We start from the raw sequence: 14,012 nt of genomic DNA, 5'->3' as shown, positions 1-14,012 counted from the left end.
CGAATAGATCATTACATTTAAAGTAAGATCAAGTAGAAATTAAAAATCAATAATATGAAACACAAAATATTTTTATATGCATTGCTTGCATCTGTCTTTACACTTGGAGCATGTAGCGATGATGATGAAGAGTCATGCGAAAAAGATGAAGTATGTGAAGTAGAATTTTCTGTTTGCTGTTCATCTGGATCTGATGACGATTGCACCTATGTTGTAGATGGTACAGAATACGACAATTTTGAAGATGCTTCAGAAAATTTTGTATGTACTGCTAGTGCATTTCCTGACGAAGCCAAATCAAGAGCAATGCAAAGTTTGAAAGATTTAACTGCTCGCGCCAAAGCAAATCTTTAAGCGCTACCAAGTTCAGTAACCGAAAAGGGACTTAAACCAGGATTCGGATTTCCGATTCTTTTTAAGTGCCTTTTCGAGCTTATCCCCTCTTGGGTTGACAGCTACGATCACCCCATCTCCATCTATGAGATAACTCATAGGCAGGCTACCAATCTTATATCTTAATGCAGCTTCGTTTTTCCAGCCCATCAAGTCGCTGACATTAGTAGTCCAGATCAAACTATCTTTCGATATCGCTTTTTGCCAGGCTTCCTTTTTTTTATCAAGTGAAATACTATACACTGTAAATCCAGTCCCGTTTTCAAATTCTTCATCCTTGTACTTCATGTAATCAGCTACAATCTGTGGATTCTCTTTTCGGCATGGCTTGCACCAGGACGCCCAAAAGTCGATAAATACCATTTGACCCCTTAGTGAAGATAACTTAACGATTTCACCATTCATATTAGGCAAGGCAATATCAGGTGCGACCTCTCCTACTTTAAAAGTAGGATCACTAGGCCCCATCATTATCAAACCTATAAAAAGTACTGTTAGTAGTTTCATATCTGTATGTTAGCTAATACTGAGCCAAAAGCAACGCAAAATTCAATTCAACATTAAATATAGACTTTACCCAATACATTTCATTTGAACAATCCTAACAAAATTTAACGCCTTATAGAGAGTTTACATTCATCGCTTAGGATGGAAAACACGAATTAATCTATCTCTAGTTTTTCATAAGACTGGAATAAACTCAAATTCAACGCATTCACATCCTTCTCAAATGTTGCCCATTCAGTTTCAAAAAACTCATTGGTTTGAGCCAGCACTCCATTCAATTGTGTTTTTAGTTGATTGGCTACCATCTCCTGAGATGTGTTATTTCTACTGTATAGCTGAGAGTAGTAACTGGCAGTCCAGAGCTGCCCGGAAATAAGCTTACCACCATCGATAAATCCTTGCAAGTCTTCTTTTTCATTTATCAACTCTTTGAGAGATTTAATTTTCTCTTTCAGAACTTTAGATTGCTTAGAAACTTCATCATTCGTCACATCTTGTCTTTTCATGGCAGCCAAAGTTAAATCAATGCTTTTCTTTGCTCCATTGAGCTGATCTATTGCTGTAGTTGCCAACATCCGGTACTTGTTAATTTGATCCAGCGTTTGAGCATTCTTCGCCATAGTTTCTTTCGTAATTTCAATTCGAGGGTCTTTCTTAATTAAGACATTGGTCACCATAGAATCGTTCCCATATTTAAACTGAACTTTATACTCACCTGGAAGCACCCAACGACCAGAAACATCCTGAATTTCTTTATCCGGCTTTGCAGTAGATGTAGAGCGATATCCTTTTTGACACATATCCCAGTTGTAACGGTTCATTCCCTGCTTGCCTATTGTATATGCTTTTCTAATTTCATTATTCTCAGCATCAAACACTTTGACCCAAACTGTATCAGATTTGATCGTTGTATCTTGTTTTGATGTCTTCTTCAGGGAGTAAGTCAATAATGCGCCATTGGCTTTGTCATCCCCCTTATAAATAGCATCACCTTGAAATCTTGTGCCAGCTGCCTCTTTCCGACTCCATAGGTAAGCATCTGCAACTTCGTACACATGTATATTTTTCTCTAACAGTGAAGTGCTTTCTTTGGCCAAAGCTCTCAATGGCCGTATATCATCCAACACCCAAATGGAGCGCCCAAACGTACCTATTACCAAATCTCCAAACTCTTCTTGGATTTCCAAATCGTATGTTGAAACCGTTGGATAACCTTCTTTCCATTGATTCCATGATTGTCCAGCATTGAATGATACGTACAAACCAAACTCAGTGCCTGCAAACATCAGATTAGGTTCTACCGGATCCTGTACAAAACTCAGCACATAACCGGATACGTCTTGTTCATCGATCAACCTTTCCCAACTTTTCCCATAATCTTTTGTTCTGTATAACCAAGGTGTCCAATCGTCTCTTCTGTAATCATTAACTACCAAGACTGCTTCTCCAGCATTGTATTTGGAAGCTTTTATTTGTGGCATCCAAGCACCTGATTTCAAGCCTTTAATTCTGCTATTGAGATTCGTCCAAGTCTTACCTCCATCCTTGGTCAATTGAATATTTCCGTCATCGGTAGAAACCCATATCACCTGATCATCCATTGGTGATGGTGAAATAGCCAATATGGTTGTGAAATTCTCAGCACCTGAAGCATCCATAGTTAACCCTCCACTTTCATTGCTTTTTTGTTTAGCAGGATCATTGGTAGTCAGGTCAGGAGAAATAATGGTCCAATTCTGTCCTTTATCTATACTCTTATGGACATATTGACTTCCGTAGTATATCACATCAGGATTCGTGCGATCTTGAGCTATTGCTGCATTCCAGTTAAACCTCAAGTTTTTTCCTTCCGGATGTACTGGTTTTATGTATTGTGATTCTCCGGTTTCCAAATCAATGTACAGCACATTACCCCCTTGCCACATGCCGAAGGCATACCTCGGATTGGATCGATCAGGCACTACATCAAATCCATCTCCAAAGGCGATCTCATCCCAATAACTATTTCTCAAGCCCCCATTTCTAAGAGAATTGGATGGACCTATCCAAGAACCATTGTCTTGCATTCCACCATAGATATTGTAGGGTACTTGATTATCTGTTGATATGTGATAAAACTGACCAACAGGCAAATTTTCTACAAAACGAAAAGTCTTTGCACGATCTCTAGAAATGGCCAGTCCACCATCATTCCCTATAATCACTAGAGAAGGGTCTGTAGGATGAATCCATATTGCATGGTAGTCACCATGCACACGTGTTGGGTTCCAACCCAACAACGTTGAAAATGTCTTTCCTCCATCCTCACTCAATCCTACTTCAGAATAGATATTATATAATCTATTTTCATTCAATGGGTCTGCGGCAATCTCAGCGTAATAAAACGGTCTCCCACCTATTTGTTTGTCCTGAACCTTCTTCCATTTTACTCCTCCATCTTCAGATTTGTAGAGCGCATTCTTTTTCGATTCTATCAAGGCATATACTACTTTAGAATTACTCTTAGATATAGCCAATCCCATTCTGCCTAATTCTCCTTCAGGCAATCCATCGTCGCTCGATAATTTCTTCCAAGTCTCTCCGCCATCATAAGTCACATGCAGCGCAGACCCCTCTCCTCCAGATTTAAAGAACCAAGGCCATCTTCTAAACTCCCACATCGCAGCGAATAGTTTGTTTGGGTTATTAGGATCCATAATTAGTTCACCTATGCCTGTTTTTGAATTGGTATAAAGAATCTTTTTCCATGTTTTGCCTCCATCGATAGTTTTATAAACTCCTCTATCCGCACTTTCACCCCAAGCAGAACCTTGAGCTCCAACATAGACCATGTTGGAATTTCTTGGATCTACAATCACCCGATGAATATTTCTGGTTCCTTCTAGCCCCATTAATTGCCATGTGACGCCTCCATCTAGTGTTCTATATACTCCAGCACCGCTCGTTGCACTATTTCTAGGGTTTCCTTCTCCAGTTCCAATCCATATTACATCAGGATTCGATTGATCAATAGCAAGTGCTCCCACTGAAGCTACAGCCTCCTTTTCAAAAACAGGAATCCAGGTCACTCCACCACCTAAAGACTTCCATACTCCTCCAGATGCTGTTCCGATATAAATGATATCCGGATTAGCATGAACAGCATCTATGGCCGTCACTCGACCACTCATACCGGCTGGTCCTATATTACGTATTTTGATGCCCTTCATTAGTGACATATCTATGTCCTGAGCATTTATAAGAAATGAGAATAGAGCTAAACTTAGGGTTGTTAATATTTTTCGCATGGATTAATAGTTTATTGTAAAACTAAAATAACCATAATAACCCGAAGAAGGTGTTTATTCTGATAGGCGGATTAATAAAATGATAAACAGAAGGATATAAAAAAACCACGCTTACACGTGGTTATATAGTTGAGGTTATGTACTCTAATCCAGGACACAACCAGTTGAAATCCTAACAATAATAAGAATTCTAGACTTGCTTCAAAAATCTATTCTCTCTTTTTTCTAAATGTAATCGGAATATATTCGTCCGTAGGAATACCAATATGTGCCAAATCCCACTCCTGATCATAGCTTGATACCAAATTCTTGATACACTCTACTCTGTCTTCAGTTGGAAATGGACATTCCTCCCAGTAGAATATTTCAACACGATAGTTGTATTGCTTTTTAATTCCATTGATCTTGACTTCCACGCTGATGTCCTGATCTTCTTCTAGTCGTGGGATTTCGATTCCGATGATACTCATAATTTAAAGTTTTTATTGATATAGTTAATAATTTGTTAACAAAAAATATACCTAACCAATTATCTACCTGATTTACTGGTACTTACATTATTTTTAAACTTGACACATTGATCGGTATTGATACAACTGCTGTGCGATAATTGTGCAATGATTCATTGTTTCAAGAAATTAGATTAATTCTTTGAACATAATTAGGGGTATCTCGTACACTTGACTCAAGAAAATATTAATTTGGCAAATTGAAAGAAAGGTTATCAAATATGAATATGAGCAATTGGTGGAAACTAATCGTGATCTTAACTCCTCTTGCATTAAGTGGATGTTACCGTCCAGAATATCCATCAAAATTTATCTCTTCAGATTTGAAAGAATTTGAATCTTATCAAAAAAAATGCGCCTCCAGACCATCTCCCCCAGCAAGAGCAATTACAAGTCTGGGAGACACAGATGTTTTTATTACATATAGCCAACCAGCGGTGAAAGGCCGTACTATTTGGGGGGAATTAGTTCCGTATGATCGCATATGGAGAACTGGAGCCAATGAGGCTACCGTGCTTTCCGCTACAGGCGATATTTTAGTAAATGGAGATACATTACTAGCTGGCAATTATGCACTCTATACCATACCATCAAAAGATAAATGGACAGTAGTATTAAACACTAAATATGAAGTCTGGGGAGCATATGATTACGATCAATCATTAGATGTGCTTCGGTTTGAAGTTGAACCAACACTTAATAACGAATTGAGTGAAAGAATGACCTTCAACATAAACGATGCTGGAGAAATAGTATTTGCTTGGGAAAAATTAAGATTTGATTTTTTAGTAATGCCCTTATAGTCAGACCACTTGTGCAGCCATCACCTTCATGGTACCGTCTTCATCTACCATTTGCATATTCACTTGTCTGATCTCATTGACTAATTGCTCTTGATAAGGCAATTTCACTTTCAGATAGTTCTCAGTAAAACCGAACATAAACCCATCCTTCACATCATTTTCCAACAAAACAGAAAATTCATTTCCAATTTGAGATTCGTAGAAGGCACGTTTTTTCTTTTCAGATAGAATACGAAGCATATTTGAGCGTTCATTTCTTTCCTTCTTAGGAACCACCCCACCCATTTCTACCGCATTTGTATTTGCTCGTTCAGAATAAGTAAAAACATGTAAGTAGGACACGGGCAAATCATTGATGAAATTGTAAGTATCCAGAAAGTCCTCATGAGTCTCTCCTGGAAATCCAGTAATTACATCTACCCCTATACATGCATTTGGCATGGTTTCCTTGATCTTAGCTACACGCTCTACATAGAGTTCTCTCAAATATCTCCTGTTCATCAATTTGAGAATCTTATTGCTTCCAGACTGTAGTGGAATATGGAAATGTGGAGCAAAGCTTTTACTCTGCGCTACAAACTCTATGATTTGGTTATTAAGCAAGTTGGGTTCTATAGAAGAAATTCTAAACCGTTCAATTCCCTCTACCTCATCCAAAGCTTTAACCAATTCAAGGAAACGTTCTTTTCTTCTACCACCTTGAACTCCAAAATCGCCAATATTAACGCCAGTCAACACTACTTCTTTCACATCGGTTTGGGCAATTTCATACGCCGACTTGAGTATATTCTCGATACTATCACTACGACTTTTACCCCTAGCCAATGGAATAGTGCAGAAGGCACAACCGTAGTTACAACCATCCTGAACTTTAAGAAAAGTTCGCGTGCGATCTGCTATTGAATAGGCATTGTTGAATTCTGTAGCATTTGAAATTTCTGAAGCACAAACGATCGCTTCCTTTTGCTTTTCAAAACTCTTTAAATGTTCGAGTAATTTAAACTTCTCAGCAGCTCCCAGCACTGCGTCTACACCTGGGATTTCAGAAATCTCTTGAGGCTTTAGTTGCGCAAAACAACCAATGATAACCACAAATGAATCTGGAGATACCTTCTTTGCATTCTTTACTATTTGTCTGCATTTTTTATCTGCATTCTCGGTGACCGAACACGTATTAATCACAAAAATATCAGGTTCATTTTCGAATGCTACTTTCTCATACCCCTCTTCTTCAAATAGCCTTGAAATAGTAGAGGTCTCAGAAAAATTGAGCTTACAGCCCAACGTATAAAATGCAACTTTTTTCATGCTCAAGAAATAAAACGCAAAAGTACTAAAAAAAAGAAAGCCCCACTAGGGGGCTTTCTCCAAGGTAAATCTCTTTACCTTTTTCTCAATGAAGCGTCTTTATTAAAAAATATATCTTACGCCAAGTTGCAATTGCCATCTAGACCTAAGTCCAAAATCATCTGCAAAAGTTTCCGTGGCACTTGTATCAAACGAATATACTGGCTCGCCGGTACCGTCGAAACCAGCCACTCCAATAGGTGAAGTATTCAAAGGGACTTTTCTCACACCCCACTTATTTGAAATTAAGTTTCCAATATTAAGAATATCTAAGCTTAACTGCAAAGTTTGTTCGCCAATATAAAAATCTTGAAGTACTCTCATGTCCCAAGTAGAGAACCAAGGACTCATAGCACTGTACTTTTCTGCATACCTTCCTCTTCTTTTACTTAAATAATCATCTTGAGCTATATAAGCTTTCAAGCCAGCCTGTTGAGCTGCTTCAGTAGCAAAAAATGTATCGAATTGCATCTGATCAATTTCGCCATCAGTTGGTACGTAAATCAAATCATTCAAGCCAGAACCGTCATTATTGATATCTCCCGCATAGGTATAGGAAAATCTTCCACCTTTAGCATATTCAATAAAGAATGATACCGTAGTTGCAGTTTTATCACCACCGTAAGTGAATTTCTTATTGATAGATCCTACAATTCTATGTCTATTACCATAAAGCGAAGGAGTGGCTGTAGCCGCATTCACATTGTTTATTGCAGGGTTTCTATCATAAGTATCACTAGAAATTTCTCCAACAAGTGAGGAAGCATCCTTAGAATCCAAGAAATTATAAGCTAATGATGTATATAATCCGTTGACCCAGCTTTTCTTCAGTTCCAAAGACAAATTCACACTACGACCTACATCGGCGTTAGACAATACATAGGCGTTAGTTGCTCCTCCAAAAACAGTAGCTCGATCACCAGCACCATATACTTGTCTCCCTGGCTGCCCTGGCAATGATGAATTAGGCTGAATCAACCCATAATTTCTAACCATGATGCCATTGATATCCTTTGAGTAAACCAAGTCTGCTGACATGGTAAATCCTTCTCCTAATTTCTTATCTATACCCAAATTGGTTTTCCAAACTTGAGGAAATTTAAAGTCTGTTCTTGAAACCGTATAAAAGAAGAAGTTTGGATTCGCCACCTGGTTACCTATCCAAACAAATGGAAATCTACCCGTAAACAATCCAGTTCCCCCTCTTACCTGAACACTTCTATCTCCATTCACGTCCCAATTAAATCCAAGCCTAGGCGAGAATAAAGGTTTCTGCTCTGGGAATTCTAATGAATTGAACATGATTGGATTCCCATTTTCATCATAATATTGGATCGTAGGATCATAGCAACAGTTTCTATCTATACTCTCTTGCATCTTTTCTTTTGTATCAAAATACAAAGGCAGATCCATTCTCAAACCTAAGGTTAAAGCTAGATTATCTGTAGCTTGCCATTCATCCTGCAGATAAAATGAAAGCTGGCCCACATTCGTTTCTGCCAGCGCCCACCCTCCTGTATCAGGAGTGGCTGCATTATTTGAATTAAATGTGGCTTCTGCAGCAGCCATCTGACCTGCTATGTACCCACTTGCAATTGAGTCTTGGAATTGACCTACATTAGCATATGGAGGTCCAAAAGTTCCACCATACGCACCTAAGTTGAATGAATTATCAAACATGAATTTTTCAAAGGACCCCCCAACTGTGAACGTATGAGCGCCTGTGAAAATATTGACATTATTTGTAATCTGGATGACATCTTGATTCAATTTATTATGAATAGAAAATGGTTCATGACCAGCCACGATATAATTGATTGTATTGTTTGCAATGTTCAGATCAGGAAAAGGAGCACTTTTAGGATCTCTGGCATCTCTAAACAGAGTCATACCGACTTGCAATTTGTTTGATACGGTATTACTGAATATAGAATTTAATTCAAGCATACCAGATTGAATTTTGTTCTCAATATTGTATCCTGAATTTTCAAACTGCATGGTTGTTCTGTCTGGCCCTCTTCTAATAATAGCATTCGGGTGAGCAGGCAAGTCTCTATTGGCATTCAGCATGTTATATGTTGCTGTCAAACTATGCTTATCATTGATATTCCAATCAATTTTCAACATCGCTTTTAAGTTCTCTGTATTGTGCGTATATCCCTGATAGGCACCTGGATCATATCCTATTCCTCTCAAGGCACTTTGCACCGCTATCAAATCCGTTTCGGACACTCTGGCAACATTGCTTTCTCCAGAATTACTTCCATTGTCAGCAACTACATTTTGTCCCAAGTCCTCTCTTTTCTCCATCTCCATATTGGCGAAGAAGAAAAGCTTGTTTTTAATGATCGGACCTCCTACGGAAAAACCACCCTGAAACTGAGTTAAATCAGGCACATCAATAGATGTACCATTGACTTTCTTCCCAGTCATGGCTTGGTTACGATAAAAACCGAATACGGTACCTTTAAATGCATTGGTACCACTTTTGGTCACTGCATCAACTGAAGCACCAGTAAAACCCGCTTTCGTCACATCAAAAGGTGCTACTGAAACTTGAATCTGATCAATAGCATCCAAAGAAATAGGCTGAGCTCCGGCTTGACCACCTGGGGTAGCTGCATCAAGTCCAAATGGGTTATTAAAAATAGAACCATCTAGAGAAAAATTAGTGTCATGATCACTTCGACCAGCGAAACCATTGCCATCATTTGAAGGCGTCAATCGGTAGATATCCTGAGTAGATCTTGAAATGGTTGGCAATAACACCAACTGATCATTGCTAATAGTAGTCTCAGCACCTGTACGCTCACTATTCATTACATCATCACGATTTGCAGTAATGACCACTTCCTGAATAGTTGTAGCATCCTCCTGCAAAACAAAATCAAGTCTTTGTTTTTGTCCAAGCGTTAGAAAAACACCTTCCGCTTTCTGGCTTTTAAAGCCAACAAAAGAAACTTCAACTGAATAAGGACCTCCAATTTTTGCATTCGGAATATCATATCCTCCATCCAATCTAGTTGATACACCATACTTTGTCCCAGTGGGCACATGTATAGCTATCACCGTGGATCCCACCAGATCCGCACCATCGGCACCTTGCACTCGACCTGTGATCCACGAAGTGGTAGTCTGTGCTACAGCACCAATACTAAAAAACAAGAAAGCAATCCCTATATACAGAGATTTTCGAGTATTGGTTTTTATCATAATTAAGAGTTTGAGTGAAGCACCAAATATATGATATAAATGTTATGCACGCATACAATAAAGCAGACTATATGTATGTACAATTAAAATTTCTTGCAACCTTTTTGTTAACCTGTAGTCCTTATAAGGAACAATCAAAAAATATTTAAACTCATGAAAAAAGCAATAACCTGTTTGGGGATAATTTTGGCCAGTATTCTTGTCGCTCAGGCACAGTCTAGCGAAACAAGAAAACTTGATTCATTTGATGAAATAAAAGTAAGTGAATCCATTTCTGTAAGAATGAAAAAAGGCAATATCAATGAAGCTAAAATCGAAACTCGTGGAGTTGATACGGAACGTGTAGAAACTGAGGTAGAAGGATCGACTCTATACATACGAATGAAAAGAGGCAATTACTTCTCCAAAAACGTAGAAATTGAGCTTACATATACCGGTGAATTAGAATCTGTTTCGGTAAGTTCTTCAGCCTCAATTATTGGTAAAGATGAAATAGCTACTGAGAATTTCGATGTAAGAGCTAGTAGCTCAGGAAGAGCAGACTTAGTTCTAAACGTCAGAAAACTAGATGTTAGGATTTCCAGTAGTGCAGATGTAATGCTATCTGGTAAGGCCAAATTTCAGGAGATCGATATCAGCAGTTCTGGGAAATTATCCGCCTATGATATGGACAGTGAAGAGGTAGATGTTAGCGTTAGTAGTTCTGGAAAAGCGGAAGTCACTGTGCATGCACTTATAGAAGGAAGAGCAAGCAGCAGTGGCAGAGTCTATTATAGAGGCAATCCAGACAAAGTATACGTGGACACAAGTAGCAGTGGGAAAATTAGAAAAGACTAAATCCCTAAAATAAAAAAGCCCGAATCACTAGTCAGAGATTCGGGCTTTTGTTTCTTAGCATTTTTTAAGCAACTGAAACATGCTCTTCTATGCCCACAATACTTTCTGTCACATTGATAATATGATCACCAATTCGCTCACAACCAAAAATGATATCTCTATAAACAATGCCAGTTTGCACATCATAGTGGTTCTCTTCGACACTTTTCCAGTGTTGCTTACTCAATTCCTTTTTAAGTTTGTTGATGGCATTTTCTTTCGACATGGCATCCTCAAGCACTACTTCTGAATAGTCAGACTTAAGATTTTCATGCATTACAGCCAATGCCTCATCCACTAAACCAAAAATCTTTTTGATATTTCCTACCTGTCCTTCAGTAAAAGTGAGGTTGTGTTTATTTTTTCTATTGATCTCTCGTGACATTCTCATGAAAATATCTGCTTTTCTTTCCAAGTCACTTGTAATACTCATAATCGCTCTAATCTCTTCAGAAGCCGCTGTACTCAATCGACCTTCAGATACTTTGACCAAGTAATCATCAATTTCCATTTCTAACTCATCAGTTCTATCTTCATATTTAGATATTTTCTCCGTCAACCTATCTATGCGCTTAGTATCATCAGCTTCTACAAGCTCTTGAACAAACTTGCTCATCTTCACTACATGCTTACTGAATTTAGCTACTTCTTTTCTAGCTTCCATTAATGACAATTCAGCAGTTCGCATCAATTGAGTACCAATAAATTCCAAATGAAATTCTTCATCCTCTTCATCTTTAGATGAAATCAATTTTGTTACTAGGTTTTCGATTTGTGGAACAAACCAAATCATTATGGCAGTGTTCAATATATTGAAACTAATATGAAAATATGTAAGTCCCCACTTGATCGCACCAGTCTCATTTAAAGGAGATCCATTGCCCGAACTTACCATTATCGAATCAATACCATTGATATAAAAATTGAAAATCAAAAGCATCCAGACCACTCCAAAAACATTGAACATGAAATGAGCAAGAGCTGCTCTTTTCGCATGCACGTTTCCTACTAGCGCAGCCAAATTAGCAGTAATAGTTGTGCCTATATTTTCTCCAAGTACAATTCCAGCAGCCATGTCATAAGGAATCCAACCATTATCACACATGATCAAAGTAATGGCCATAGCAGCACTTGATGACTGGACTACAACAGTAAGAACTGTACCGATTAGTACGGCAATAACTACTGATAAGAATCCAAGATTATTTATATCAGTGATCCAAGCTAGAATTTCCGGATTATGTTTCAAATCTGGAACGGCACCTTTCAATGCACTCAATCCCATGAATAGAAGTGCGAACCCAATAAGAAATTCTCCCCAGTACTTCCACTCCACCTTTTTAGCAAATAGTAAAGGAAAGCCTACTGCAATAATTGGAAGTGTATAATGCGAAATACTGAATTTCGAGAAACCAAATACCAAAATAAGTACTGCAGTAATTGTAGTTCCAATATTGGCCCCCATAATTACGCCAATTGCCTGTCTAAGCTTAAGTAAACCTGCGTTTACAAAGCTAACTACCATAACCGTGGTAGCAGATGAAGATTGAATAATTGCAGTGGTCAGAAATCCAGTAAAAACACCACTTACTCTATTCGAAGTAATTATGCTCATTACTGACCTCAAGGAATCCCCCGCTACCTTCTGAATCGATTCACTCATTACTTTCATCCCATAGATAAAAAAACCGAGTGCGCCTATAAGTTTTAAAATGTCATAAATTCCGTATTCCACGAGATCGTTATTTTATTTTCTGAATAATAATTTTTTACGCTGCAAAGCTATAAATATATAGCAAGCCCAATTTTAAATAAATGTTAAGGATAAACCCAATTCTTAGCCGCCTTCCTTTTATAAGTTAACAATTTGGTAATATATGGCTAGACAATCTACTCTACTTTTGCAGCCAGAATCATGGAAGGTAATACAAATCAAAAACAACTTAGTGTAATCCAATTCATTTTGAGCATATCCATTGCTCTTTTTGTGTTTTTGTGGTCATTAGACTTAATGACCAGCACCTTTCATGTTATTGGGAATGAGACAGTAATTAAAATACTATCTATCACCTCAAACCCTTTCATTAGTTTATTTATTGGATTGTTCATTACTGCTGTAATCCAAAGCAGCAGCACAAGTACTTCTCTTATTGTGGCCGTAGTGGCATCTGGTGGAATGACTTTAGAAAATGCAGTACCAATGATTATGGGAGCTAACATTGGCACCACATTAACCAGCACCATTGTTTCTCTGAGTTATATCACAGACAATAAAGAATTCAAAAACGCCATCGCTACTGGGGTGATGCATGACTTTTTCAATATCATGACTGTGATGATCTTGTTTCCATTGGAATACTATTATCACTTATTGTCGAGACTTTCGACATCCGTTGCGTCTGTTTTTAATCTTTCGGCTGTACCTACAAAAATTGATCAAGATCTTAATTCTGGATTATTTGATTTAATTAATGGATTCCTTATAGAGTCTATCAATTACAAAATCATACTTGTACTTATAGCTTGCGCTACCCTATTCGCGTCAATTAAAATAATTTCCAAAATCATATCAAAAAGAATGATAGGTGCTTCTGATGAAAAATTTCAAGAAGTATTCTTCAAACACACGCTCAACTCATTTGGGCTTGGTACCATGCTTACTGCTGGAATTCAGTCTAGCTCAATTACCACGTCTATCATAGTTCCTCTTGGAGCAACAGGAAAAATTCACCACAACAAAATATTTCCATATATAGTGGGAGCCAATATCGGCACTACCATCACGGCTTTAATTGCAGCTTTCAACAAGTCAGAAGCTGCGTTGAGTATTGCCTTAGTGCATTTTTTATTCAATTTTATTGGCACACTCATTTTCTTGCTCATTCCCTATTTGAAACAACTGCCCATACAATACGCACGAAAATTTGGATTGATGACTATGCAGTACAGAGTTATTGGCTTTTTCTATATTCTGTTTGTGTTTTTCATCTTGCCCCTTGCCCTAATCTTTCTCAACAAGCTCTGATAGTCGTATTTCAGGCTTTTTCTGTGTTAACAATTACATAACATTAAAATAA

General features: G+C 37.9%; 10 protein-coding genes. 4 read left to right on the top strand and 6 right to left on the bottom strand.

From position 1 onward, the window contains the following. Positions 1–54: 54 nt before the first annotated feature. Positions 55–354, top strand: a complete 300-nt coding sequence (locus tag ACOQO5_RS07595; RefSeq protein WP_420581090.1) for a hypothetical protein — start codon at positions 55–57, stop codon at positions 352–354. A 12-nt stretch (positions 355–366) separates the two neighbouring features. On the opposite strand, the gene ACOQO5_RS07590 is transcribed toward ACOQO5_RS07595, so the two are convergent. The 3 genes from ACOQO5_RS07590 to ACOQO5_RS07580 form a co-directional block, all read right to left on the bottom strand. Continuing rightward, the gene (locus ACOQO5_RS07590; protein WP_420581089.1) at positions 367–900 is read right to left on the bottom strand and encodes a peroxiredoxin family protein; all 534 of its coding nucleotides are present in this window, start codon (positions 898–900) and stop codon (positions 367–369) included. 155 nt (positions 901–1,055) lie between these two features. Next, on the bottom strand, positions 1,056–4,187 hold the full coding sequence (locus ACOQO5_RS07585) for a WD40/YVTN/BNR-like repeat-containing protein (protein WP_420581088.1): 3,132 nt from the start codon (positions 4,185–4,187) through the stop codon (positions 1,056–1,058). A 209-nt stretch (positions 4,188–4,396) separates the two neighbouring features. Then, positions 4,397–4,657, bottom strand: coding sequence for a hypothetical protein (locus ACOQO5_RS07580; protein ID WP_420581087.1), 261 nt, complete (start codon positions 4,655–4,657; stop codon positions 4,397–4,399). 266 nt (positions 4,658–4,923) lie between these two features. Between ACOQO5_RS07580 and ACOQO5_RS07575 the strand changes: the two genes are divergently transcribed. Beyond that, a complete protein-coding gene (locus ACOQO5_RS07575; protein WP_420581086.1) occupies positions 4,924–5,499 on the top strand; it encodes a DUF2911 domain-containing protein in 576 nt (191 codons plus the stop codon). Here the strand turns inward: ACOQO5_RS07575 and mtaB are convergent, their stop codons facing one another. Beyond that, positions 5,500–6,807, bottom strand: coding sequence for a tRNA (N(6)-L-threonylcarbamoyladenosine(37)-C(2))-methylthiotransferase MtaB (gene mtaB / locus ACOQO5_RS07570; RefSeq protein ID WP_420581085.1), 1,308 nt, complete (start codon positions 6,805–6,807; stop codon positions 5,500–5,502). A gap of 102 nt (positions 6,808–6,909) precedes the next feature. Next, positions 6,910–10,059, bottom strand: coding sequence for a TonB-dependent receptor (locus ACOQO5_RS07565; RefSeq protein ID WP_420581084.1), 3,150 nt, complete (start codon positions 10,057–10,059; stop codon positions 6,910–6,912). Between the two features lie 153 nt (positions 10,060–10,212). On the opposite strand from ACOQO5_RS07565, the gene ACOQO5_RS07560 reads away from it, so the two are divergent. Further along, positions 10,213–10,896: a head GIN domain-containing protein gene (locus ACOQO5_RS07560; RefSeq protein WP_420581083.1), complete on the top strand. Its 684-nt coding sequence runs from the start codon at positions 10,213–10,215 to the stop codon at positions 10,894–10,896. Positions 10,897–10,960: 64 nt separating this feature from the next. Here ACOQO5_RS07560 and ACOQO5_RS07555 read toward each other — a convergent pair whose 3' ends face one another. Continuing rightward, the gene (locus ACOQO5_RS07555) at positions 10,961–12,670 is read right to left on the bottom strand and encodes a Na/Pi cotransporter family protein (RefSeq protein WP_420581082.1); all 1,710 of its coding nucleotides are present in this window, start codon (positions 12,668–12,670) and stop codon (positions 10,961–10,963) included. A 180-nt stretch (positions 12,671–12,850) separates the two neighbouring features. On the opposite strand from ACOQO5_RS07555, the gene ACOQO5_RS07550 reads away from it, so the two are divergent. Further along, positions 12,851–13,960: a Na/Pi symporter gene (locus tag ACOQO5_RS07550; RefSeq protein WP_420581081.1), complete on the top strand. Its 1,110-nt coding sequence runs from the start codon at positions 12,851–12,853 to the stop codon at positions 13,958–13,960. Positions 13,961–14,012 lie beyond the last annotated feature (52 nt).

The organism is Reichenbachiella sp. (genome assembly GCF_965223055.1).
GTDB lineage: Bacteria > Bacteroidota > Bacteroidia > Cytophagales > Cyclobacteriaceae > Reichenbachiella.
This window is presented reverse-complemented; position numbering and strand designations above follow the sequence as displayed.